19 protein-coding genes are annotated in these 24572 nt (G+C 70.2%); 10 read left to right on the top strand and 9 right to left on the bottom strand.

What is annotated here, in order from left to right; genetic code table 11:
• Both D7Y15_RS31895 and D7Y15_RS31890 read left to right on the top strand, forming a co-directional pair.
• A partial coding sequence (locus tag D7Y15_RS31895) for a sigma 54-interacting transcriptional regulator (protein ID WP_233605166.1) occupies nucleotides 1-1351 on the top strand: 1351 nt, incomplete at its 5' end.
• Between the two features lie 59 nt (nucleotides 1352-1410).
• On the top strand, nucleotides 1411-2058 hold the full coding sequence (locus tag D7Y15_RS31890) for a DUF3332 domain-containing protein (protein WP_121754936.1): 648 nt from the start codon (nucleotides 1411-1413) through the stop codon (nucleotides 2056-2058).
• A gap of 49 nt (nucleotides 2059-2107) precedes the next feature.
• Here the strand turns inward: D7Y15_RS31890 and D7Y15_RS31885 are convergent, their stop codons facing one another.
• Complete coding sequence (locus D7Y15_RS31885) at nucleotides 2108-2659, bottom strand: hypothetical protein (protein ID WP_120578943.1); 552 nt, start codon at nucleotides 2657-2659, stop codon at nucleotides 2108-2110.
• Complete coding sequence (locus D7Y15_RS31880; protein WP_121754935.1) at nucleotides 2656-3975, bottom strand: hypothetical protein; 1320 nt, start codon at nucleotides 3973-3975, stop codon at nucleotides 2656-2658. The genes D7Y15_RS31885 and D7Y15_RS31880 overlap by 4 nt, the downstream gene beginning before the upstream one ends.
• Nucleotides 3976-4154: 179 nt before the next feature.
• Here D7Y15_RS31880 and D7Y15_RS31875 point away from each other — a divergent pair, with 179 nt between their 5' ends.
• Nucleotides 4155-4808: a gluconate 2-dehydrogenase subunit 3 family protein gene (locus D7Y15_RS31875; RefSeq protein ID WP_121754934.1), complete on the top strand. Its 654-nt coding sequence runs from the start codon at nucleotides 4155-4157 to the stop codon at nucleotides 4806-4808.
• Nucleotides 4805-6457 (top strand): GMC family oxidoreductase, encoded by a 1653-nt coding sequence (locus D7Y15_RS31870; protein ID WP_121754933.1) that lies wholly within the window; start codon nucleotides 4805-4807, stop codon nucleotides 6455-6457. The genes D7Y15_RS31875 and D7Y15_RS31870 overlap by 4 nt, the downstream gene beginning before the upstream one ends.
• A gap of 20 nt (nucleotides 6458-6477) precedes the next feature.
• Here the strand turns inward: D7Y15_RS31870 and D7Y15_RS31865 are convergent, their stop codons facing one another.
• A complete protein-coding gene (locus D7Y15_RS31865) occupies nucleotides 6478-6918 on the bottom strand; it encodes a hypothetical protein (RefSeq protein WP_233601282.1) in 441 nt (146 codons plus the stop codon).
• Nucleotides 6919-7006: 88 nt separating this feature from the next.
• On the opposite strand from D7Y15_RS31865, the gene D7Y15_RS31860 reads away from it, so the two are divergent.
• Nucleotides 7007-7450, top strand: a complete 444-nt coding sequence (locus tag D7Y15_RS31860; protein WP_169821850.1) for a hypothetical protein — start codon at nucleotides 7007-7009, stop codon at nucleotides 7448-7450.
• A gap of 50 nt (nucleotides 7451-7500) precedes the next feature.
• On the opposite strand, the gene D7Y15_RS31855 is transcribed toward D7Y15_RS31860, so the two are convergent.
• The 5 genes from D7Y15_RS31855 to D7Y15_RS31835 form a co-directional block, all read right to left on the bottom strand.
• Nucleotides 7501-9801: a hypothetical protein gene (locus D7Y15_RS31855; protein WP_121754932.1), complete on the bottom strand. Its 2301-nt coding sequence runs from the start codon at nucleotides 9799-9801 to the stop codon at nucleotides 7501-7503.
• A 29-nt stretch (nucleotides 9802-9830) separates the two neighbouring features.
• Entirely contained in the window at nucleotides 9831-11567 is a 1737-nt protein-coding gene (locus tag D7Y15_RS31850) for a vWA domain-containing protein (RefSeq protein WP_120578946.1), read from the bottom strand.
• 50 nt (nucleotides 11568-11617) lie between these two features.
• The gene (locus tag D7Y15_RS31845) at nucleotides 11618-13603 is read right to left on the bottom strand and encodes a vWA domain-containing protein (RefSeq protein ID WP_120578937.1); all 1986 of its coding nucleotides are present in this window, start codon (nucleotides 13601-13603) and stop codon (nucleotides 11618-11620) included.
• Nucleotides 13604-13639: 36 nt separating this feature from the next.
• Nucleotides 13640-14968, bottom strand: a complete 1329-nt coding sequence (locus D7Y15_RS31840) for a thrombospondin type 3 repeat-containing protein (protein WP_120578936.1) — start codon at nucleotides 14966-14968, stop codon at nucleotides 13640-13642.
• 169 nt (nucleotides 14969-15137) lie between these two features.
• Nucleotides 15138-16775, bottom strand: coding sequence for a calcium-binding protein (locus tag D7Y15_RS31835; RefSeq protein ID WP_120578935.1), 1638 nt, complete (start codon nucleotides 16773-16775; stop codon nucleotides 15138-15140).
• A gap of 252 nt (nucleotides 16776-17027) precedes the next feature.
• On the opposite strand from D7Y15_RS31835, the gene D7Y15_RS31830 reads away from it, so the two are divergent.
• From D7Y15_RS31830 to D7Y15_RS31820, 3 genes are all read left to right on the top strand, one after another.
• On the top strand, nucleotides 17028-17330 hold the full coding sequence (locus tag D7Y15_RS31830; protein ID WP_120578934.1) for a hypothetical protein: 303 nt from the start codon (nucleotides 17028-17030) through the stop codon (nucleotides 17328-17330).
• A 99-nt stretch (nucleotides 17331-17429) separates the two neighbouring features.
• Complete coding sequence (locus tag D7Y15_RS31825; protein ID WP_126936432.1) at nucleotides 17430-17960, top strand: hypothetical protein; 531 nt, start codon at nucleotides 17430-17432, stop codon at nucleotides 17958-17960.
• Nucleotides 17957-18916 carry an HTTM domain-containing protein gene (locus D7Y15_RS31820; protein ID WP_121754930.1) on the top strand — a complete coding sequence of 320 codons (960 nt, stop codon included), beginning with the start codon at nucleotides 17957-17959 and terminating at the stop codon, nucleotides 18914-18916. Before D7Y15_RS31825 ends, D7Y15_RS31820 begins: the two co-directional genes overlap by 4 nt.
• A gap of 3 nt (nucleotides 18917-18919) precedes the next feature.
• On the opposite strand, the gene D7Y15_RS31815 is transcribed toward D7Y15_RS31820, so the two are convergent.
• A complete protein-coding gene (locus tag D7Y15_RS31815) occupies nucleotides 18920-21157 on the bottom strand; it encodes an MtsA protein (RefSeq protein ID WP_233605167.1) in 2238 nt (745 codons plus the stop codon).
• A gap of 349 nt (nucleotides 21158-21506) precedes the next feature.
• Between D7Y15_RS31815 and D7Y15_RS31810 the strand changes: the two genes are divergently transcribed.
• Both D7Y15_RS31810 and D7Y15_RS31805 read left to right on the top strand, forming a co-directional pair.
• Nucleotides 21507-21917, top strand: coding sequence for a hypothetical protein (locus tag D7Y15_RS31810; protein WP_233597226.1), 411 nt, complete (start codon nucleotides 21507-21509; stop codon nucleotides 21915-21917).
• Nucleotides 21918-21956: 39 nt separating this feature from the next.
• On the top strand, nucleotides 21957-24545 hold the full coding sequence (locus tag D7Y15_RS31805) for an AgmX/PglI C-terminal domain-containing protein (protein WP_121754928.1): 2589 nt from the start codon (nucleotides 21957-21959) through the stop codon (nucleotides 24543-24545).
• Nucleotides 24546-24572: the final 27 nt, after the last annotated feature.

Raw genomic sequence — 24572 nt, 5'->3', positions numbered from 1 at the left:
TCCCGCCCCCATCCCCGCGCACACCGTCGTCGTCGCCCGTGCGCAGGCGGAGCGACTGTCCGCCCAGCGCTTCCACCTGGTGCTGCTGGACACCGAGCGCGCGGGCACCGTGTACCCGCTCGCCACGGAGGACCTGCGCGTCGGCAAGTCCACCGACAACGACGTCGTCATCGACCACCCCACGGTGAGCCGCAACCACCTGGTGGTGCGCCGTCAGGGTGACCGCTTCCTCGTGCAGGACCTGGGCTCCACCAACGGCACCTTCCTGGATGGCGCCCAGGTGCGTGAGGCCTACCTGCGCCCCGGTGCCCTGCTGGAAGTGGGCGACGTGCGCCTGCGCTTCAGCCCGCAGATGACGCCCGTGCAGGTGGAGCCCACCGTCGAGGACCGGCTGGGCGACCTCGTGGGCCGCAGCGTGCCCATGCGCCAGATTTTCGCGCTGCTCCAGCGCATCGCCCCCACGGACTCCACCGTGCTGCTCGTGGGCGAGACAGGCTCCGGCAAGGGCGCGGGCGCCAAGGCCATCCACAAGTTGAGCCCCCGCGCGGCCGGGCCGCTCGTCGTGTTCGACTGCGCCAGCGTGTCCGACTCGCTCATCGAGTCCGAGCTGTTCGGCCACGAGAAGGGCGCCTTCACCGGCGCGGTGGGCCAGCGCATCGGGTGCCTGGAGCGCGCCCACGGCGGCACCCTCTTCCTGGACGAAATCGACGACCTCGCCCTGGACCTGCAGCCCAAGCTGCTGCGCGCCATCGAGGACCGCGAGTTCCGCCGCCTGGGCTCCTCGACCCCCATCTCCTTCGACGCGCGCATCGTCGTGGCCAGCAAGAAGGACCTGTGGGCGGAGACGCAGGCGGGCCGCTTCCGCGAGGACCTCTACTTCCGCCTGTCTGTCTTCACCTTCAGCCTGCCACCCCTGCGCGACCGCAAGGAGGACATCCCGCTGCTCGTGGAGGCCTTCGCTGGCGAAGGCCTGTGGCCCCGGCTGCCGGAGAAGATTCAAGAGCAGTTCCTGGGGCACACCTGGCCGGGCAACGTGCGCGAGCTGCGCAACGCCCTGGAGCGCGCCCGGCACATGGTGGACATCCCAGGACTCACCGGGGACAACCTCCTGCGCGAGTTCACCCGCGACGTGCCCACGCCCGCCGGGGACTTCCTGCCGGTGGAGTTCACCGGGCCGTTCAAGGTGTGCAAGGACGAGCTCGTCCGCGCCTTCGAGCGCGAGTACCTCACGCGCCTGTTGGGCCGCGCCCGAGGCAACATCGCCCGCGCCGCCCGCGAGGCGGAACTGGACCGCAAGCACCTCTATTCGCTGCTGCACAAATACGGGCTCGTTCAGAGCGAGCCGGACTGACGCCTTCGTGGCATGGTGCGGCCGCTTTCACGCGGTCCCCCATCCCCCAGGAGGGCTTCATGAAGTTGCGTCCGTCCCGCTGGCTCGGTGTGCTGTGCGCAGGTGTCTTGATGATGAGTGCGACGGGCTGCTTCGGCTCGTTCAAGCTCACGACGAAAATCTGGCAGTTCAACAAGGGCATCTCCGGCAACAAGTTCGTCCAGTGGCTGGTGTTCCTCATCTTCGTCGTGGTGCCCGTCTATGAAATCGGCACGCTGGTCGACGCGCTCGTCGTCAACAGCATCGAGTTCTGGACCGGCAGCAACCCGGTGAGCAGCGTGGAGGGAGAAGACTCCAACACGCGCATCGTGAAGCTGGGCCCCACCGACACGCTGAAGATGTCCCGCGACGTGGAGTCCGGCGTCATGCGTCTGGAGTTGCAGCGCGAGGGCCAGGAGCCCGTGGTGCGCTACTTCGAACCGCTGGAGGACGGCATGGTCGCGCGCGACGAGGCGGGCGCCCTGCTCATCCGCGCGCAGGGCCAGACTGACGGCGCGGTGAAGGTGACGAACGCCACCGGCTCCACCGTGACGGTGCACGCACGGGACGCGGTGGACGCCGCGCGCCAGCTCTTCCTGGATGGTGGCGCGCCCGCGCTCGCGCGGTTCGCCACGCACCAGGGACAGCTCTCCCAGGGCATGGCCACGCTCGACACCTGCACGCCGTAACAGAAGACCCATGGCTTCCGGTTCGAGTCACCGGAAGCCCCGGAGTGATTCAGGGCGCGGGCTCGTCGCCCACCACGTCGCCCAGGTCCGGGCCGAAGCCCGCGTCGAGCGCCAGGGAGTTGAACGTGCCCTCCATGCTGCGCCCCGCGCCGTAGCCGTCGCCCTTCTTGAACGACAGGGAGAAGTCTCCGCGCGTGGCCTCGCCCACGTTGCCGCCTTCGTCCAGCACCAGGTCGCCGCGCTCCACCTGGGTGAAGACGCGCGCGGGCTCACCCGCGGCCACATGCACCACCGACGCGCGGTCGCGGCCAGAGGGCGTGGTGCCGCCGAGGTTCACCTTCGTGCCCGGCTTCATGTCCACGCCTTCCGTGTCCACGGTGAGCCGCGCGACCAGGTCCACGTCCAGGCCGTTGTTGCGGAAATAGCTCACCTGGAGCGCCTCCGGGTTGCGGCGGATCTCCACCCTCGACACGTCGGTGACGGGGAACAGCTCCGACACGCTGCCGGACAGCTCGTTGTCTCCGCGGCACGCGATGACACCCGCGCCGCTCAGCACGGCCGCGAGCCCCAGCGCCGCCACGGCGCGTCCCGCGAGGCTCACCGCTCCACCGCCAGCGTCAGGGCCTGCGTGCCGCCCGCGCGGTAGAGCACCACGCGCTGGCCGGAGGACAGGAACGCCAGCTTCGGCGACCAGCCACCCGCCGTGTCCACCGTCACCTCGCGCCACTGGTCCTCCACGCGCGTGGCGATGATCAGCGCGTCGTCAGCCGGCGAGCAACTGCCCTCGTTACGCCCGGACTCCAGCGAGCAGATGTGGAACGCGATGGACGGGTCGTGCGTCTTCGGGTCGAACGCCAGCGACGGGTACCAGCCGCCGGAGCCCGTCTGGTACACCGGATCCGGCGTCGTCCAGTCCCCCGCCGCCGCGCACTTCGTCCCCGTCGTGCCCGCGCAGGTGATGAGCGTGAGCCGGCTGCTGGAGCGGTCCACCGCCGCGATGCCGAAGCCGATGGTTGAGTCATACGCCATGGACGCGCCCAGCATCGTGTTGCCCACCGCCTGCACCTGCACAGGCGGCGTCCACGTGGTGCCATCCGCGTTGCGGCGCTGGAAGTACACGTTCTGCCCCGGCGCGTCCGCGGCGCCGAAGGCCTGGTCGAACACCAGCGCGGGCTGGTTACCCGCCATCAACATCTGGAGGTGCCCGCCGTACGCGCCCTTCTGGTCGCCGCCCGACGCCACCACCCGGTGCTGCCACGCCGTGGGCCCGCCGCTCGCCAGCTCCACGTCGCTGCCCGCCCAGTCCTGCTGCGGGAACTGCCCGTTGTGCCCGTCGCGGTAGACGACCAGGGCCTGGCTGCCGCTGAAGACGATGGAGGGATTGAGCCCCACCAGGTAGCCCGTGTCGCTCACCGCGTTGCCCGCCACGGCCTGGTCGCCCGTCGTGACGGCGATGCGCTCGGTCCAGGTGCCGTTCGCGTTGCGGTAGGACACCGCCAGGTCGCTCTGGAGCCAGAAGACGGAATCGTCACTTCCGCCGCCCAGGTAGCTCACCGCGGGCTGTCCGGACGGGCTGAACGCCAGCGACACGCCGTACACGCGCTGCACGGTGGCGATCTTCTCCGCCTCCGCCTGCACCTGGCCGTCCTTCACCTCGCGGTAGCGAAGCTCGGAGTCCTTGTCGTTCACCTTCACGAAGTACGCGATGCCGATGCGATCGTCCGGGGCCACCGCCATCGCGATGTTGGAGATGGCGAGCTGCTCGCTCGGATTCGTGTCCACCGTCAGCCGCACGAAGGGCGTTTCCGTTGTTCCGCCATCCTCCTGCGGCTTCGAGCCCGCGTCCGGGTTGGCCGGCTTGCCGCCGCCACATCCCAGCGCGAGCGCCGCTCCCAGTAGCCACGCGTGCCGTTTCATGCGGTTCTTCTCCTTGGTTCAGTCGGCCTGGTTGAGCGCGCCATCCTATGTCAGCCGCGCGCGTTGTCCGTCACGCCTCGCGGTGCGGTCCCACGTCACGCACGCGGTGGGCGGCCAACCGACCCCGGCCCCTTCTCAGGTGCCGTGAAACACACGCACCTGGGATAGGCTCGCGCGCCATGGCTCGCGCGCGTTCGCTCCCCCCGAAGCTGTCCCGGCGCACCTTCATCCAGCGGCTCACCTTCTTCGGCGGCGGCGTGGTGCTGCTGGGTGGCATTGCGTGTAAACGTTCGAAGGAGGCGGAAGAGAAGAAGCCCGCGGAGCCCACCGGCACCACCTCCGCCGGCCAGGCCCTGCGCACCTTCTCCGCCTTCGAGTACGCCGTCGTCGCCGCGGCCGTGGAGCGGCTCCTCCCTCGCGACGAGGACCCCGGCGCCCAGGACGCGGGCGTGGCGCTCTACATCGACCGCATCCTGGAGACGCAAGGGCTGGAGTCCATGCACCGCGACTTCCTCCAGGGCCTGGCCGCGCTGGAGCGCCGCGCGCAGCGCATGTTCCAGAAGGGCTTCGCGCAGGCCACGCCCGCCCAGCAGGATGAGCTGCTCGCCATCTTCAAGGACAGCCCGGCCGGCAGCGGCGAGGCCCACTTCTTCGAGCTGTTGATGACGCTCAGCCTGGAGGGCTTCCTGGGCGACCCGTCCTACGGCGGCAACAAGGGCCGCGTGGGCTGGCGGCTGATGGGCTTCGACACCGTGGGCACGCTCGCCATGGCGCCCCCGGAGGGATACGACGGACCCAAGTGCCTGCGCGAGTGCGGAGGTCACCACCCGTGAGCCTGCCTTCCGTGGACGTGTGCATCGTGGGCAGCGGCGCGGGCGGAGCGCCGCTCGCGCTGGAGCTGGGGCGCGCGGGCTTCAAGGTCGTGGTGCTGGAGAAGGGCCGCCACTACCAGCCCAAGGACTTCGTCCACGACGAGATCCTCAACAGCCGCCGCAACTTCTTCATGCCGCTGCCGTGGGAGGAGCCGCACCTGGTGCGCCAGGGGGCCAAGGGCCGCTACGAGCGCAGCAACGCCGCGTGGACCGCCAACTGCGTGGGCGGCGGCACCGTGCACATGAGCGGCTTCTTCTACCGCCTCAAGCCGGTGGACTTCCGCCTGCGCTCCACGCTGGGCGCGGTGCCCGGCACCACCGTGGCGGACTGGCCCATCTCCTATGAGGAGCTGGCCCCCTTCTACGACAAGGCGGAAGCCGAGCTGGGCGTGTCCGGCCAGGCCATCCCCCACCCCTTCGCCGAGCCCCGCAGCGGTCCCTACCCGCTACCGCCCCTGGACGTGCACCCGGTGGCGTCCGAAATCGACAAGGTGTGCGCGGCCATGGGCTGGCACGCCCTGCCCACCGCGCGCGGCATCATCAGCAAGGCCTACAAGGGCCGTTCGCCTTGCGCGTACTGCGCGCTGTGCGGCAGCTACGGCTGCGAGACGGGCGCCAAGAGCAGCACGCTCGCGAGCCTCATCCCCAACGCCATCGCCACCGGCAACGTGGAGGTGCGCCCGGGCAGCATGGCGCGCTCCATCGAAGTGGATAAGCAGGGCCGTGCGAAGAGCGTGGTGTACCTGGACAAGGACGGCGTCGCGCAGGAGCAGCCCGCGAAGATCATCATCGCCTCCGCCACCGCAGTGGAGAGCGCGCGCCTCTTGCTCAACTCCACCTCCAGCCGCTTCCCAAACGGGCTCGCCAACGGCAGCGGGCTCGTGGGGAAGAATCTCCTCTTCAGCTCCTTCGGCGGCTCGCGGGCGCACTTCCGCGTGTCGAAGCAGAAGACCGCGCGGCCGTGGCTCACGGACCCGGCGCCCTTCGTCAACCGCAGCCTCCAGGACTTCTACGTGATGCCGGACGCGCGCCACGGCTTCCGCAAGGGCGGCACGCTGGGCTTCATGTGGGCGCACCCCAACCCCATCTACGCGGCGGTGGGCCTGGCGGGCAGCGGCAAGTCCGGCGTGTTCGGCAAGGAGTTGAAGGACCGCATGCGCGCGTACCGCGACTCGCGCATCCTCGAGTTCGAGGTCTACGCGGAGTTCCTCCCCACGCCCGGCACCTCCGTCACCGTGGAGCCCGAGGTGAAGGACAAGTACGGCATCCCCGTGGCCGCCATCACCCTGGACCGGCACCCGGCGGACTTCGCCGCCACGCGCTTCCTCGTGGAGCGCGGCGAGGAGGTGTTGATGCGCCTGGACCCGGACAGCGTGGAGCGCGTGGGCACGCAGGGTGAGACGACCATCCTCCAGCACGGCACCTGCCGCTTCGGCAACGACGCGGCGGCCTCCGTGCTGGACAAGCACTGCCGCGCGCACGAAGTGCCGAACCTCTATGTCGTGGACGGCAGCTTCATGCCCACCGGTGGCAGCGTCCCCTCCACGCTCACCATCGCCGCCAACAGCTTCCGCGTGGCGGACCACCTGGTGCACACGCTCAAGGGCTGAAGCCGCGCGCCGCTGACGCGCTACTGGAGGCGCAGCGGCGTCACTTCCACCTTCACCACGTAGCGCGCCTGCATGTCGGAGTCGAACTCCACCAGGTGGTCACCCACGCCGGTGACGTCCGCCTGTTGGGTGAAGACGCCGAACTTCTCCATCTGGTCCAGCGCCGCGCGGCCCGTGGACGCCTTGCGCTGACGTGCGCGGCAGCCCTCCTCGTGCACGGTGATGGCCGTCTCCTCGCCCGCCGCCGTCACCTCCTCCAGGTAGAAACTCACCTTGATGGTGGAAGCCTCCGGCACGCGCACCAGCACCTGCCCGCGGCCGGGGAAGCGGCCTTCCGAGTAGCTCTCCGGCCCGAGGATGCAGCCCGCGTACTCACTGCACACGGGCCAGGACGCCTTGCAGACATCCAGCACGCGCGCGCCGATGAAGTCATCCCGCGAGCCGCCACATGCGACGAGCATCAATCCCAACACAGCGAACGCCAGTCGCGAGACATTCCGTGTTACAACACCAGACATTCTTCTGAACCTCAGCGAGGAGTGGATGTCCATGCGCATGCGCAACCTGTGGCTGCCTCTCACCATCATCGCCCTGGCGGGCTGCGGAGACGAGTCCGAGGACCTGCCGAACACGCCGCAGCTGCTCATCGACCGTACGGAGCTGAGCTTCGACACGGAGTTCTCCGCGGGGACCTACGTGGGGGCGACGACCTTCAACACGCTCTACATCGAGAACCGCGGCCTCCAGACGCTGGAGCTCACCGAGGCCTCCATCTCCGGCCCCAGCGTCTTCACCATGAAGAAGCCGGAGGACTGGCCGGAGAACGGGCCCCTGAAGCTGGAGACCTACAAGCGCACCTTCATCGAGGTCGCCTTCAAGCCCAACGCCGCGCAGGAGTTCACCGGCAAGCTCACCCTCAAGTCCAACGCCGCCAACGGCGAGACGCGTGAGCTGACGCTCAAGGGCAAGGGCGTCGCGGCGCCGAAGCCGTAGTCCCGGCGAAGGCGGCGGAGGCGTGAAGCCCCGCCGCCCGCCCGGCGCTGCTACCGGGTGAACTGGCAACCGCCCACCCACGTGCCACCGTCCTGCGTGGGCGCCGGGCACGACGTGGGCGAGCCGCCACCATCCGCCGCCGTGTAGCTGCGCGGGTAGTCGCCGTAACCGGTGCGCAGCGTGTAGCCCACGGGCGTGTAGTCCGTGCGCTCGGTGGCGCTCACCGCCACCTTGAGCGTGCCGCCCTGGATGAAGCGCCGCTCCAGGCAGGAGCACGTGTAGGGCGCCACCGTGACGCGCGTCGTGGTGGCCGTCTTCTCCAGCTGGTACAGCGCCTGGTAGCTGCTGAGCGGCGCGCTCGCGGAGGTGTGCCACGCGCGCATCGCCGTCGGGTTGTAGGCCAGCGTCAGCGCGCCGCCCGTGCTGGTGGTCGTCACCGGCGTGCACGTGCCGGCGCCGCCGTCCGTGGCGGTGCCGTCGCAGAAGGTCAAATCCAGCGCCAGTCCGTGCGGCGTGCCGCCATCCGGCAGGTTGTCCACGTCCCACTGCACCAGCCACGCCGCGTCCTCGGGCGCGCTCAGCGCGGGGAGCTGGTACTCGAAGGTGTCCGTGTCGGAGGGCACCGCGTCGTAGTCCGTGGGGCCGCGCACGCCCAGGCCCGTGGCGCGGTCGTTGTTCCGCAGCCGGCCGTGGCCGTGCGTCAGCTGGCCCTTCGCCTCGAAGGTGGCGTTGCCCACCGGCAGGTTGCCCGTGCCCACGCCGCCGAGCGTCTTGGAGCGCGGCTGCTCCACGCCTCCGCTGTAGGCGTTCTCTTCTTCCGTGTCCTCCGCCGCCCAGGACACCTCCAGCCGGTAGTCACGGTCATCCGCCCAGTTGTTGCCGTCGTCCTGCACCACGAAGTGGTACGTCACCTCCGCGCCGTGCGAGGGCACCGGCAGCGCGCCCTGGAAGTTGCTCAGGCCGGGGAAGCGCGCCGGGTCGGACTCCTCGCGCACGGACTGGATGCACAGCACGGCCTCCGCGTTGTTGCAGTAGGTCTGCACCAGCCCCGGCGCGTCGGGGTGCTCGCGCGTGTCGCGCGGGCACACGGCCGGGTTGTTGGAGCAGGTGGCGCGCTGCTCCGCGGTGACAGTCGTGCTGACGGTGCTGAACACCAGCACCTGCCGGTCCGCCAACTGGCCCAGCGGCAGGGGCAGCGGGTCGAAGCGCGTGGTGGTGGGCCGCTCCGTCAGCCGGTAGCGCAGCACGCTGGGCTTCGTCAGGCTGGACAGCTTCACCGCGAACCAGTCGCGGTCGCCCACGTAGCCCAGCCGGCCCTCGAAGGTCGTGGACGCGCCCGGCGTGCCCAGGTTGTTCGAGTACGCGCGCGCGTAGGCGTCGTTGTCCCCGGACTGGTCGCGCGGGTCCTCCTCGTCCACCACGCGCACCTCGACTTCATACGGCTGGCGCAGGTCGCCCGCGGGCACGGGATCGTTGTTGCCCTTGTACCCCTTCACCACCAGGGTCCAGGTGCCCGCCAGCTTCACCTTGCGCGCGGTGGCCATCACGCCCGGGTGCACCTTGGGCAGCACGTTGCCCTCCGACTCCTTGTCGGTGCCGTTGGGGCGCAAGAGCTCGTAGGACAGGCGGTAGTTGGGCGCGAAGCCCTGGTCCGGCGCGGTGATGCGCACGTAGGCGATCTTCCCCGCCGTCAGCGGGAAGCTGAAGCGGTCCACGTCGTTGTCCGTGGCCAGGTAGCCCTGCGCGGTGCCCACCTGCACGGCGCCCTGCGCCGCCAGCGCGATGGGCGTGGGCGTGACGTCGTTGGGCTCGTTCGTGTCCGGGTTCTCCAGCAACTCCACGGTGAGCCGGTAGGCGTTGCGCGCGTCGTAGTTGGGGCGCGCGGGGTTCGTGGGCGCGTCCCGCACCACGATGATGAGCTGCGTGCTGGGCGTGCCGTACGGCAGCACGATGTCCACCGGCTTCGGCGCGCCCGCGCCGTGCTGGTCCGACTTCGTCACCAGAGAGGTGTCCTTGTCCTTCTCCCGCACGGAGATGGACAGGTTCACCGGCGTGCTGGACGCCAGGTACGTGCCGGTGACGTGCACCAGCGTGCGCGCGTTGGCGGTGGCGGGGATGTTGACGCGGTACCAGTCCTCGTCACCGGCCTTCACGTCGCCCGTGAGCGCCAGGTAGCGCTCCATGGGCACGCCGGGCTTCAGCTCGCAGTCCGCGTTCGTCAGCGCCTCCTCGCGGTTGTTGCAGAGGTCCTCCACCACGCCCGTGCCGGCGTCCGGCGTGTCCTCCCCGCCGGAGGAACAGGCGGCCAGCAGGAGGAGCGCGAGCGGGAGCAGTCGGGTGCGAAGGCGCATGGGGGAAGTCCGGGAGGCGAAAAAAGAAGTCAGGGGACGGGCGAGAGGGTCGGGGCGACGCCGGGGCAGCCGTCCACGAAGTCCTCGGGGTTCACGCGGATGACGCCATCCGGAGGCGACTTGATGCCGCCCACCGGGTAGCGCACGGAGTCCACGCGGAAGGTGCGCACCAGCGTGCGCGCGGTGGGGTCGTCCGCGGGCAGCATGGCCACGGAGAGGTAGATGTCGTTGTAGCCCGCGCCGCGCTGCACGGTGCCTGCGTCCACGCCGCCGTCCACACCCCCGTCGGCGATCATCGCGATGGTGGGCGCCAGCAACACGTTGTCCACGCGGAAGCGGTAGCACTGGCGGCCCTGGTCATCCACCGGGCCGTCCGCCTCCATGCTGTAGCGGTACGCGTCCGAGGCCAGGTTCGCGGTGTCCACCTGCAAGGGGCGCATGTGCATGCGCAGCTCGCTGCGGTTGGTGAGGCCGTCCGTGTCCGGGTCCTCGTCCAGGTCCTTGCTGGAGCCCTGCGTGCCGCCGCGCCACTCCATGCCGTCCGGCACGCCGTCGCCGTCGCTGTCCTGGAGGGTGGCGTTGGTGCCGATGAACTGCTCGTCGCAGTCCAGGAGGCCGTCGCAGTCCGTGTCCACGCCGCGCAGCGCGGGCGGGCAGCCCTTGTCCAGACCGCCGCCGTCCGGCTGCGCGACCTGCGTGGGGTCGAACTGCACGCCGCGGTCGCGGAAGTACACCTCCACGCCGTCGCTGAAGCCGTCGCCGTCCGTGTCGCGCAGGTTGGGGTTGGTGCCCAGCTCGTACTCGCGCGCGTCGGAGAGGCCGTCTCCGTCCGTGTCCGCCTCGTCCAGCGGGCTGCCCGGGGGCGCGGAGAAGTTGGAGGCCACGAAGTCCTTCACGATGAAGGCGCGGCGCACCTGGCCGAACTGGAAGTTGAGGAAGTTGATGGGCTCGTTGTTGCGGAAGTCGCGGAAGTTGCCGCCGCCCAGCGTGGCCATCTTCTCCAGACGGTCCGCGTTCTGGTTGATGATGAGCAGCGGGCAGCCGCCGTCGCCGAAGCCGCCGTCCTCCGCCACCAGGTCGCACACGGACGGCACGGGCTGGATGGGGTTGAAGACGTGCACGGTGTTGAAGCGCACGTCCTCCACCAGGTCGCGCAGCTGGCGGATGCGCACCACCGCGTCGCCGCGGATGAGCTCGTCGTCCTGGTTGTTGGTGGGCTTGCCGTCCGACAGGAAGATGACCGAGTAGCGCGCCTGCGCCAGCGCGTCGCTCCCGCTGGGCTGCTGCCGCGCCCGCGCGATGTCCGTGTTGATGAGCGAGTAGATGTCCGACAGCGGCTTGACGAAGTCCGTCGAGTCCCGGTTCGGTGACGTGTCCGTGTTGCGGAAGGTGAGCAGCTTCTCCGTGAGGATGGCCTTCGCGGTGGCGTCCAGCCGCGACACCTGCACGAACCCGTCCTCCAGCGGCGGCCCCGGGTTCTGCGTGAGGAACGCCGTGGTGCTGCCCGCGAAGAGCATCACCGCGATGGAGACCTCTTCGTCCTGCGGGAGGTTCTCGATGAGGTCCACCAGCGCCGTGGCGCGCACGCCGTCCGGGTCGCTCACGCGCATGGACTGGCTGGCGTCCATGGCGACGATGATCTTGATGGGCCGGATGACCTCGTTGGCGCCCAGCGTGCAGAAGCGCCCGTCCAGCGCCACGGCCCGGTCCGCGGGCACGTCCGTGTCGCGGCGCGGGTCATAGAGGTACGAGTCCGTACAGGCCATCACCACGGCGAACCCCACCAGGCAGAGCGCCCACCAACGTCCCGCGCGGCTCACGGCGAGGCCCCTCCCTGCGACGGCGACACGCCGACGCAACTGCCCTGGGTCCTCCAGGGATCCACCAATTGGTCAGGACGGCGGAAGTCACCGTCCTCCATGGCCAGGTCCGGCGCCAGCGGCACGCGCACGCTGGGCGGCGCGTACTGGGCCCACGCGCACGCGGTGCGCCAGACGCCGTAGTCCGTGGCCACGCCGCTCTCCGGCGCCTCCGCGAACCACACCTTGAACAGGTTGTAGCCTTGCTTCACGCCGGAGCGGTCCGGCGGCGTCACCAGCTGGAGGTTGGACACGGTGAAGTCGTAGCAGACGCCGTCCGTGTCGGTGCCGCCCGGGACCTTCTTCACCTCGTACTGGATGCCGTACTTGTCGTGGAAGGGCCGGTCGCGCCGGGTGGGGTCGCTGCCGGCCTTCAACTCCTCGTCGTCCGGGATGCCGTCGCCGTCCGTGTCCAGGCCGGACACGCTCGACTGGAGCGGGTTGAGGCCGTACTTCGCCTCCAGCCCGTCCGGCATGCCGTCGCCGTCGCTGTCCACGATGCCCTGGCGCGTCTTGAGGTAGTCCTCGGCGAACTGCGACAGCCCGTCACCGTCCGTGTCCCGGCAGATGCAGCCGGGCGTCAGCGGGGACTGCGGGTTGCAGCCGCGCGCGTCCAGGTCGTTGCCCGGCTTGAAACCCTGGTCCTGGCGCCGGTACTCGAAGCCGTCGCTCAGACAGTCCCCGTCACTGTCGATGGTGAAGGGGTTCGTCTTGAGCGTGAAGCTGTTGTCCAACGCGTCCGGGACGCCGTCGCCATCGCTGTCCAGCACGCGGCCGTCATCTCCCGGCGCGGAGCTCAGGGGCTCCACCAGCAGCGTCTTCATCACGTTGGGCGACGCGAAGGAGGAGTAGTCCAGCGCGCCCAGGCCCAGCTCGGAGATTTCCGCCGTGTCGCTGAACTCCTGGTAGACGCCGTTGCCCATCTCCGCGAAGCGCTTGAGCAGGAAGGAGGCGATCTTCTTCGCCGCGGCCGGGTACTGCGCCTCCGGGACGCCCGGATAGGTGCCGTAGATGTCCTGGCAGATGGGGCCGCAGGCGCGCACGGCCTCTTCGTTGAAGAGCAGCACCGTGTGCATGCGCACGTCGCCCACGTTGTACTGCGTCTTCAGCTCCATCAGCCGGCGCACGTAGCTGAAGAGCTGGTAGTTCTGGTTGCGGTCCGTGCCCACCTCGAAGCCGGTGATGGCGTCGGTGGTGCTGGTGGCGTTGCAGAAGCTGGTGATGGAGTCGCGCCAGGTGAGGTCCGGCGTGTCCGGCCCCGCGTAGGCGGACAGGTCGTCGTTGGCGGAGCAGCGCGGGTACGGCGTGCCGTCCGTGAGGAACACGACGACGTAGCGCGTGCGCGGCAACAGCTCCGGCGTGGACTGGGACACCGCCTCGATGTCGCTGGCGATGAGGCTGTACGCGTAGCTGAGCGCGCCCTGGTAGTCCGTGCCCTTGCCCAGCTGCGACTGCAGGCCTTCGATGTAGCTGTTGATGTTGCCCGGCGGCGCGAAGCGGTCTCCCGTGGAGGCCGGCGGCCAGGTGTTCTTCACGTTCGTTTCGAACGGGGCAATGGCGATGCTGATGTTGCCCTGGCGCGCGTCGTTGATGCGCCGGAAGCCATTCACCACGTTCTTCAGGGCGCGTACGCGCGCGGGCTCCGTCACGCCCGGCGGGATGATGGCCTGGACCTCCGCGCGCTCGCAGAAGCCGCTGCCCTCCTGCGAGCCCGGCGGATCCGACACGCACATGCTGCCGGACTCGTCCACGACGAGCACCACCTTCACCGGGAAGCCGGTGGGGTTCGCCGGACGCGTGCACACCCGGCCGGTGAGCGTCAGCCGGTCATCCAACTGGGACTGCTCCTGGGCGCGAGGCTCCAGGAGCGTGTCTGAACAGGACAGCACACCCAGGACCAGGAGGCCGGTCGCAAGAAACGGAACAGCGAGCAGACGGCGCATGCGATGCGGACCTCCTGGCACGGGGAACATCCTGGGTTACGCCTTCTTGCGGCGGCGCAGGAGCAGGCCGAGCACGCCAGCGCCCAGGGCCGCGGCGCTGCCGCCCGCGGGCAGCGAGGTGCAGCCACCGCCCTCGGAGTCCTGCTTGCCCACCTTCACGAAGAGGCTGGACACGGAGGCGCGCTCATTGGGGAACACGCGGTCCGCGAAGGCCAGGCGCGTGGACACCTGCAGTTCGTACTCGCCTTCCTTGTCCGGGTTGAAGTTGGGCACGCTGCCGTCCACGTACTGGTACTCCCAGTGGCGGCTGTAGGTGACGGCGCCCTTGGGGTTCTCCACCACCGCGGTGGAACCGGAGGGACGCTTCACCACCGTCCAGGTGTACTCGATGGCCGCGCCGTTGCGGTTGGCGAACAGGGGCGGACGCACCGCCATGCCCGTCTTCTCCACGCTGATGGAGCCGCCGGTGCCCACGCTGAAGGGCGACTTCGGGTCGAGGCAGTCGTTCGGGTTGTCCTTGTTGAGGACCACGCAGTAGCGCGTGTCGCACGCGTCGCCGATGCCGTCGCCGTCGTCATCCGCCTGGTCGCGGTTGGCCACCAGCTGGCAGTTGTCCACGTTGTTGAGGACGGAGTCGTTGTCGATGTCCGGATCGCACTTGTCGCCGATGCCGTCCGCGTCCGTGTCCTTCTGGTCCGGGTTGGACAGGCCGGGGCAGTTGTCCAGGTTGTCGGAGACGTTGTCGCCGTCCGCGTCCACGCGGCACAGGCTCAGGTCCGCCGGCATCTCGGTCTGGATGGGGTTGGCGACGAGCGGGCAGCTGTCCTCGCCGTCCGGCACGCCGTCGTTGTCGTCGTCCGCGTCACAGACGTCGCCGATGCCGTCCTGGTCGTTGTCCGCCTGGTTGGCATTGGGGATGGTGGGGCAGTTGTCCTCGCCGTCCAGCTTGCCGTCGTTGTCGTCGTCCGGGTCGCACGCGTCGCCAATGCCGTCGCCGTCGCCGTCCAGCTGGGTGGCGTTGGAGACCGCGGGGCAGTTGTCACAGGCGGTGCCGACGCCGTCGCCGTCCGCCGTGTCGTCCTGGTCGCGGTTGGACGTGAAGGGGCAGTTGTCCTTGTCGTCCGCCTTGCCGTCGCCGTCCGCGTCGTCCGTGTACGACAGCGTCTTGCCGTCGTCCGTGTACGCCACCCAGACGGAACAGCCACAGCCACAACCGCAGCCGCCGCCCTCCTCCTTGGGGCGACCGCACTCGTCTCCGAGGCACTCCGGGTTGTCCGGGTTCTGCTCCTGGGCCTGCACGGTGCGGGGACTCAGCACCAGGAACGCTCCGAGCGCCAACAGGGGGGCAATGCGACCGATAGTCATGGTGACTCCTTTCACAACCCCTGCCCTAGCAAGAGGCGATCCCGCGTCTGTAGGAGTTTCAGGGTCAGTAACTTCAAGGGGTTGCGCGTTCGGAAGAGCCTGCTACAGGAAGGGTGTGGGGGGGACACCCCATTGAGACTGTGGGGGACACCCCACGCTGGGGGCCGTCTCAGGTGCCCACGATGAAGTCGTCGGAGAGCATGGGGACCATGCCCGCGGGGGTGCGGCCCGTGTCGGGGTCGTATTGGATTTCCTGGATGAAGAGCGAACCCACGCCGGCGCCGCGCGGATCATTGTCCCGGCCCACCTGGAGGTAGAGGTAGACCTCGTTGGTGCCCGCGGAAATCACCTCGCCGGGAATCAGCGGGTGGGGGCGCTCCAGGGTGGGGACCAGGGAGACGTTCTCCACGCGGGTGCGGTAGCAGGCGCGGTCGCTGGTGGCGGTGGGCGGCAGCGGGACGATGGAGTAGCCGTAGCCGCGCTCGCGGTGGAAGTCGAGGTCGGCGCTGAGCGGGTCGGTGTGGGCCTCCACCTCCGCCACGTTGGAGACGCCGTCGCGGTCGGTGTCGAGCAGGTCCTCGGCGATGAGCGGGTTCGTCTGCGACAGGGCCTCCACCAGGTCCGGCAGGCCGTCGCCGTCCGTGTCGCCCACGCAGGGGTCGCTGCCGAGCACGCGCTCCTCGCAGTCGTTGAGCCGGTCGCCGTCCGTGTCCTGCGTCACGCTGCAGCCGTTGATGATGTCCACGGCGAGCGGGTCCAGGCCCATGCGCAGCTCCACGCCGTCCATGAGCCCGTCCTGGTCGGTGTCGGGGGAGGTGGGGTCCAGGCCCAGGGCGCGCTCGTCGTCGTCCGACACGCCATCGCCGTCGCTGTCGACGAGCATCTGGCCGTTGCGCACCTGCACGTTGCGGTTGAAGGCGAGGAAGCGCTTGAGCTTGAGCGCGTTGTCGAGCGCGCCGTAGTCCAGCCGCGCGAGCGCGTTGGGCAGGCCCACGAAGTCGGTCTCCACGGGCACGCTGCCGCCCGCGTTCGCGATGGCTGCCACCTGGAGGCGGGTGACGGGGTCCGGCGTCTGGCCTCGGACGTAGACGGGCTGGACGCTGACGCCGCCCGCGCCCAGCTGCTCCACCAGGCCCTTGAGCTCGCCCACCACGGCGGTCAGTTCGCACTGGCTGCACGAGGCGTTGCACTGGGCCTGGGCTTCCGGGGTCGCGTTGCAGCCGGCGGCCTGGGCCAGCGCGGTGCACCGGCTGTCGATGCCGATGTTGTAGGCCGGGTTGTCACAGCTCACGTCGGAGCTGCGGATGACGGGCGCGACCACGTAGCGCGAGCGCGCGACCTCGCCCTTGCAGGCGGCCTGCATGTCGCCGGACATCAGGCTCTTGGACAGCCGCAGCGCGGAGCGGATGCTGATGGGGCCCTGCTGCTGGTAGCTGGCGTAGCGAGGCAGGACGGACTGGAAGGAGGCGGCGTCCGTGAAGCTGCCTTGCAGGCCGGTGGCCACCGAGTGGAAGGCCACGAGCCCGAAGCGCACCTGAGGGCCGGTGAAGCGCGAGGTGAGCGTGGTGAGCCCGTCCACCGCGGAGCCCACCACCTCCGGCTCCACGCCGGTGCCGCCCTGAAGCGCGAAGATGACCTTCACGGGGAACGCGTCGCCCGTGGCCTCGGGGACGCAGAGGTCTCCCTCGAAGTTGGCGCGGTCGCGTGTACCGCCCGCGCGGTCATCAATCGAATAGAGCCCCGCGTCGGTGCACGACAGCCACAACGTTGGAAGCAGGAGCCAGGCGACCCGGGGGGAGGAACGCATTCGTTGGATTGTAGACCTCAGCCCCCCCTTCCAACGCAAGCGACCCGAGTGCCGGCTCCACGTGAAGGCCCCGACACCCCTCCCGCCTTTTCGCGCCGACAGAGAAAAGCTCGCCGCCAACCAGACTGGAATGTCCACATCCCGCCTGGAATCAGCCCCCGACAACTTCCTGGTCTTCCCGGGATGGTTCCGATTTCGGGGAGGGGAAAGACATTGCCCGTGCTGTCCAATCAATCCCCAAGGAGCAAGACCATGAAGAAGACGCACGTGAAGCTGGGCGGGACCGTGGCGATGTTCGTGCTGGCGCTGGGTGCGACGGGCGCGATGGCTCACAACCGTGAGGTGAAGAGCCATGATCCGCGCATGGCGGTGTCGATGGAGGAGGTCGTGCTGGTGTCGAAGACGGGCCCCCTGGCGGGTGGTTCCGGCAGCGGCAACGGCAACTGCGGCATCCTCAGCAACATCCTCGGTGGTGGCAACATCATCGGCAACACCACGGGCAACCTGCTGGGCCTCTTCATCGGCGGCGGCAGCATCTCGGGCAACTGCAACTGACGCCAGCTGACGTCACAACCCCCTGAAGTGATGTAGCGGTCCATTCAAGACGGACCCGACGCCGGAGGTGCCCCCTCCGGCGCTCGGTCTGGAGCCCCCATGCGACACACGTTGACTCCCCGGCACGGGTTGTTGACCGGCCTCGCCGTGCTGCACCTGCTGATGGTGGCCCGTGGCGCGCTGCACGTGCCCCTGCTCCCTCTGACAGACACCGGGCGGACCTGGGCCCAGGCCTATGGGCATTGGACGGGCTCGAGCAGTGGCTTCAGTTTCTTCGCCCCCGGGGTGAGCCCGGCGGTGCGTGTCTCCTTCGACCTGGAAGGTGCGTCCGGCGACCGGCTGCACGACGACTTCCGGTCCGACAACGGCGCCGTGAGCGTGCGCATCCATTCCATGAACCTGCGCTTCAGCCTGGAGGAGAGCCGGGACGCGCTGGCCCGCGCGTGGGCGGCGGCGATGTTCGGCCGGCATCCGGACGCGAGAGCCGTCACGGTGCGCGTGGAGTCGCTCCAGCTGCCCAGCATGGAGGGACACCTGCAAGGGTCGCAGCCGCTCTGGACGGAGGCCTACCGTGCGGAGTTCCAGCGGCGCGTGCCCGCGGCCGTGTCCACCGGTGAGGTGACGCCATGAGCGCCCGGACCTGGAAGTCCGCCGTGGGTGCCAGGCTGGCGGCGTTCGTCGGCGAGCCCTCTTCTCCGCAGCCGCTGGGCGTGTTGCGCATCGGCGTGGCGGCGCTGCTGCTCATCCAGGCATGGAGCCTGTCGGAGATCCTGCCGGAGCTGTTGGGCAACCAGGGCTGGGTGCCCTGGAGCGTCTCCGAGGCGATGGCATCCCCTTCCGTGCCCCGGGTGGACGCGGTGGTGGCCGCGCTGGCGCCGCTGGGCTTCTCGCAGGCGGCCAGCATCCAGGGCATGACGTTCGTCTACGTGGTGGCGCTGCTGGGGCTGCTGCTGGGCCTGCACACGCGGCTGTCGTCGGTGGTGGCGTGGATCCTCCACACGGTGCTGCTCAACAGCATCAGCTTCTTCTCCTACGGCGTGGAGACCTTCGCGCACATCAGCCTGTTCTATTGCGCGGTGATGCCGGTGGGCACGGCGTACTCCCTGGACGTGCGGGCGGGCAGGCTCTCCGGCGCGCCGTCCGCGCTGGCGACGCTGTCGCTGCGCGTGTTGCAGGTGCACCTGTGTCTCATCTACCTGACCACGGGTCTGGAGAAGATGCTGGGGCCCGTGTGGCGGGACGGGACGGCGCTCTGGGAGGTGCTGATGCAGCCCCAGTACGGCCAGTTCGACTTCGCGTGGCTCGCGACGGTGCCGTGGATGGTGAAGCTGGCCACGTGGGGCACGCTGGTGGTGGAGGTGGGCTACGCGTTCTGCGTCTGGCCCCGGCGCACGCGGGGGCTCTGGGTGGCGCTGACGATGAGCCTGCACCTGGGCATCGCGGTGATGATGGGGCTGTGGATGTTCAGTGGGATGATGGCCGTGCTCACGTTCGCGGCGTTCGGGTGGCCCCTGATCGCCGAAACGATGCGCACGCGGGTCCGCGCCGCGGTGCTGTTCCCCTTCCACTCCGGGACCGCGCGTTAGGGCTCACAGCGTGAGCAGGTACGCGAGCAGGTCGTCCCGCTCCTCGGCGGTGAGTTCCTGCGCGGCGCCATGGTTCAGGCCTGGGGTCTCCAGCAGCGTGCGCAGCGGGAAGCGCGAGCCCACCACGAGCCGGTCCTCCTGCACCGCGTAGCCCGCCGTGGCGCTCGTCAGGAGGGGCCACACGTCCCAGGTGCCCACCAGCGAGGGCGGCGCTGCTCCCGTCACCAGTTGCTGCTGCTCCAGCCGCAGCGGCAGCGCGATGGGCGTGCCGACGTCCTGATACTGGCCCCGCGTCGAGGGGTCCTGGTCCAGGGTGAAGAGGGGCGTGGGGTGGCAGGCCAGGCACCGGGCCTTCCCTTCGAAGAGCGCCAGGCCCTTCACCGGATGGCCCGTCCTGCCGTCCGGCAGCGTGACGGTCTCCAGCGGCGCGCCGTCCTCGCCGCGGTACGGGTTGGGCGCGGTGGGCAGCAGCGAGGTGTAGAGCGCCAGCGCCTCCACCTCCGACGGCAGCGGATCCGGATTGTGGTAGCGGTTGCGCCCGCCCACCGTCTCCGCCGTCTCCGCGAGGCTGCGCGTGCTCGCGGGCGTGAAGTAGGGCGGCGTGTCCCGGCTGCCCAGGGCCGTCGTGGACCGGTAGATGCGCATGGGGCGCGTCTTCTCGAAGAAGACACCTCCCGTGTGCCCTTCGATGTGGCACGCGTCGCAGCTCATGCCCGTGCGGCCCACGTCGGAGAAGTAGAGCACCTGGCCCAGCCGGCGCTGCTCGCGCGAACGCACGTCCACCACCGGCCACTGCCGCGTCACACGCGCGTTTCCCGCCCGCGCCTCACGCACGTCCACCACCGCCACCGTGCCCGTGAAGCGGTTGAGCACGTAGAGCGTGCGTCCGTCCGGGGACAGCGCCAGCGAGCGCGGCCCGGAGTGCAGCTCCAGCCCCGCCCTCCCCTTCGTCCCCAGGTCCTCCACGGGGCGGATCCATGGCGTGCCTTCCGGCGCGAGCACCGGCAGCGTCTGGAGCACCGCCTCTCGCGCGGCCGCGTCGCTCTTCACCAGCGCCTTCGCGTCCAGCACCCGCACCTGCCCCAGGCCCACGTCCGCCGCGTAGAGCAGCCCGGCACGGTCATCCAGCGCCAGCCCCTCCGTCACGCCCGCGCCGAAGCCCCGGTGCCGCACCACCTCCTGCCGGTCCAGGTCCAGCACCGCGACGCCGCTGTTCGCGCTCACCTCCATGCGCTGGGCGTTGGGCCCCACGTTCGGCCCCAGGCTCGACATGAAGAGCCGCTTCAAGCGGTCGCTCGCGACCAGGGCTCGCGGCGCCTTGCCACCCATCACCTGCGCGGAGAAGGCCTCCGTGGTGCCTCCGACAATGGGGACGCCGGGCTTCGGCACCACCGGCGCCAGCTCCCGGCCGTCGTCCTGGCGCAGCAGCACCACCTGCCCCGTCTGGAGGCTGCCCACCGCGAGCAGTCCGTTCCACCGCGCCATCGCGCGCGGGTTCGGATCCACGGCCGCGCTCCATTTCTCGCGGCCATCCTCCAGCGCGAGCGCGTGCACCGTGTCTCGGAGGTGCTCGGCGACGAAGGCCACGCCCTTCGCTCCGTCCACCTCCAGGCCCCATGCGCCCGAGGGCGCGGGGACGACCCGGGCCTTCCGCTCCGGCGCGTCCAGTGCGTACAGCCAGAGCTCCGCGCCGTACTGGTGGGCCACGCCCAACCAGGGATGCCCGCTGGCGTCCTTCCAGGTCGCGAGCGCGGACGGCCCATCTCCCACCGCCATCGCCTCCACGCGGCCGGACTCCACGTCCAGCGCGAACACCGTGTCCGTGGGCGGCGACGCGACGAAGAGCGTGCGCCCGTCCGGGGACAGCGCCATCGCCATCAGGTCCGGGAAGGCCGCGTCGTTGACCAGGGTGAGCCGCGCGGTGCCCGTGGGCCGGGGCCCGGTCGCGGCGAGCGACAGCTGCACGTCCGTCTGGAAGGTGCCCTCGGGGAGCTGGAGGTCGGAGGGGAGCCTCGCGTAGCCATGGCGCGCGTCCACCACCGTGAGCGGCACCTCCCGCGACAGGGGCGCGCCGAGCACCAGCCTCAGGCCCGGCACCAGGTTCTCACCATAGAGGGCGATGGGCTGCGAGGTCTGGTTGCTGGTCAGCTTCGGGCCCACCGCCTGGAGGATGGGGCGCGGCTCAGCGGGAGCGGCGGACGGCGCGGGCGTGGGCGTTGGCGCGGGCCCGCTCGGGGGCATCCACACGAAGACCCCAAGGCCCAGGAGCACCAGGGCGCCGAGCACGGCCGCGATCCATCCCCGATTGCGAGTGACACCTATCACGCGTGGGCATGCCTCCGCGCGCGAGCATCCTCCATCCGCCCACCGTGTCACGATGACTTCGTGCCACGTCTGCTCGCATGCTGGGGAGGCGCCGCTCGGAGGGAATCCCACGGGACGTTTCCAGCGTACCGGCACGAAGAAGGACAAGTCGTGGAGCGTCCGCCCCAGGTGAGGTGGACTGCCCCCCACACCTGATCGCCACAGGCCATGCCATGGGGCTGGAGTGTGCGTTGACAGGTCGGGGCTCGCATCGCTTAACCTGTTGATGATGCGACGTTTCCTCTTCTTCTGTGCCGTCGCCAGCGTGCTCGGCTTCGGTCCCCTCTCCCCCGCGAACGATGCCTGGGCCCAGGGGCGTGCACGCGCTCCCAAGACGAAGGCCGTGAAGCCGGCCAAGCCCAAGAAGGGCTCCAGCAAGGCGCCCCCGCGCATCGAGACGAAGTCGAGCACGGCCGTCACGGACCCTGTGACGGGGGATGCCTCGGCCGCCGCGTCGTCCGCGCCGCCGCAGCGTGGCCCGTCGCGCATCGACTTCGACGACCGCCTCATCCAGGGCCAGACGAACAAGTCCGGCGCCGTGTACCTCTATGACCGCAAGGAACTGAAGACGCGGTCGATGCTCCGCGAGCGCGACAGCTTCCGCTCGGAGACGCTCGCCACCGTCTACGATCAGTAGGGCCGTACCGCCCATCACCCTTCGAAGGGAGCGTCACCGTTGAGCGGCCAGCCCAGCGTCCTGCAAGTCGTCATCCTCCGCGACGGCCTCCTGGTGGGGACGGAGGTCTTCGTCCCCGGCACCTACGCGCTCGGCTCCGATGCGTCGTCGGATCTGCGGCTGGACGACGCGTCCGTGTCGCCGCGCCATGCGTTGCTGTACTTCCAGAACGGCCGCACCGCGATCCAGGACGCGGGCGGTGGAACCAGCGGCGTCTTCGTCAACGGACACCAGGTCACCGCCTGTGAGATCCGCTCCGTGGACGAGGTGCTGTGCGGTCCGTTCGTCCTGAAGACGCGGATCCTCAACCAGCGTCCCGTCGAGACCAAGCCGCAGCCGCCGCCCGAGGTCGCCGCGCTCCTCGGAGGTGCGGGGGCTCCGCACTCCGCGATCCCGAACGGAGGGAACGGGGCGACGCACGCGTTCGGGCCCGCCACGAATGGCTTCGCGCCCCAGCACGGCGCGCAGGCCGTCCATGCGCAGCAGACCGTCGTCGCACAGCAAGCTCAGCAAGCCGCGCTGGCACAACAGCAGGCTCAGCAGGCTGCATACGCGCAGCAACAGGCGCAGCAGGCCGCACTCGCGCAGCAACAGGCGCAGCAAGCCGCCTACGCACAGCAGCAGGCCGCCTACGCACAGCAGCAGGCGCAACAGGCCGCCTACGCGCAGCAGCAAGCCCAGCAGGCCGCGTTGGCACAACAGCAGGCGCAGCAGGCCGCCTACGCCCAGCAGCAGGCTCAGCAGGCCGCGCTGGCACAACAGCAGGCGCAGCAGGCCGCCTACGCGCAGCAGCAGGCTCAGCGCGCCGCACAGGCCCAGCAGGCGCAGCAGGCCGCATACGCGCAGCAGGCACAACAAGCGGCGCATGCGCAGCATCCGGGTGCGCACGCCCAGCAGCAGGCGCAACAGGCGGCCTTCGCGCAGCAGAACGCGCACGCCCACCCCGGCGCGCACGCGGGGCATCCCCAGGCCGCGCACGCTCATGCGGGCCACGCACCGCAGGCCGCGCACCTGAATGGCGCCCACGCCGCGCAGCCCGCGGCCTCGAAGCCGGCCCCCGCTCCCGCGGTTCCCCCGGGCACCGTCCCCTCCGCGCGGCGCCGTCCTCCGTCGGAGGTCATGCCCAGCCTCCTCGTCGCGGACGATCTGCTCGCGGACCTGGACGCGGACGTCGCGGCGCCCACCTCCGGCCCCCTCGTCCTCGACAAGACCCCGGCCAGCCGCCCCACGCACGCGCCGAAGATCGGCCCGGGCAAGGGCGCGGCCCAGCTCTACCTGGAGCTGTACTGGGGCGCCGTGCGCCGCGACGCGCGCCGCTTCGCCCCGGACGCGAAGAAGCCCGTGAAGGCCGCCCAGGAGGAACTGGCCCCCATGCCGCTGTGGGGCTTCACCCTCCCGGAGGGTGACGACTTCACCCTCGCCGAGTCCGTCAACGGCAACTACCGCCTCTTCGTGCCCCCCGGCACCGACGTGGAGAAGGCGCACAGCGACGGCCGCTTCGCCCCCGTCACCACCGCCGCGCTCGAGTCCGACGGCAGCCGCCGCTTCGTCACCCTGCGCGACGGCGCCGCCGCCCGCCTCACCCAGGGCAAGATGTCGCTCGTCGCCTACGCGGCCCCCGCCCCCGAGCGCGTCTTCGTCAACCCGCTCAAGGGCCTGCCCTGGCTGACCCTCTTCTTCCTCGCCATCTTCGGCGGCGGCCTGGGCTGGTTCATCGCCACCCGGCCTCAAGGCCCCGCGACCGCGGACTTCACCCAGAAGAACCTGCCGCCCGTCGCGCTGCGCCTCATCGCCCCCGAGCCCAAGAAGAAGGAAGAGGCCAAGAAGAAGCTCGAGGCCCTCAAGAAGAAGGAGCCCGTGAAGGAGAAGCCCGTCGTCGCGGAGAAGGCGCCTCCCAAGCCCGTCAAGGAAGTGCAGGTCCCCAAGGCCGTGGCCGCCGCTCCGGAGAGCAAGGCGCTCAAGGCGCTCGCGAAGCTGTCCGCCGCGGGCCCCGCCGCCAATGACCTGCTGGCCGCCGTGGACAAGCTGGGCAGCGGCCCGGGCAGCAAGAACGCCAAGCAGACCAACTACAAACTCGCGGGCCTCATCGGCAAGGCCCCCATCGCCAACGCGGGCCTGGGCACCTTCGGCCTGGGCGGCGGCGGCAAGGGCGGCGGCGCCACCCTGGGCGCGGAGCTGCTGCGCGGCAAGGGCGGCGGCGGCATTGGCGCGCTGGGCGCTGGCGGCGTGGGCAAGGGCGCGGTGGGCGGCACCGTCACGCGCGCCACCGCTCGCAGCATCTCCTCCACCCAGGGCACCGTGGACCGCGAAGCCGTGGCCAAGGTCATCAACAGCCACCTCAATGAGGTGCACGGCTGCTACGAGCGCGCGCTGCTCAAGGACCCCGGCCTCGCTGGCAAGGTGGTGCTGGAGTGGGCCATCGGGCTCAACGGCCGCGTCGCCTCCGCCAAGACGAAGTCCTCCACCCTCCGCAACGCCTCCGTCGAGGCGTGCATCCTCAGCAGCCTGAAGGGCTGGCAGTTCCCAGCTCCCAAGGGCGGCCAAGTCATCATCACGTACCCGTTCCTCTTCAACTCGGTCGGCTACTGACGCGGGGGCCATCCCCCACCCCACGTC

The organism is Corallococcus sp. AB030, assembly GCF_003668965.1.
Taxonomy (GTDB): Bacteria; Myxococcota; Myxococcia; order Myxococcales; family Myxococcaceae; genus Corallococcus; species Corallococcus exiguus.
Note: the sequence above shows the minus strand (reverse complement) of the source record. Positions and strands in the feature narration are given on the sequence as shown.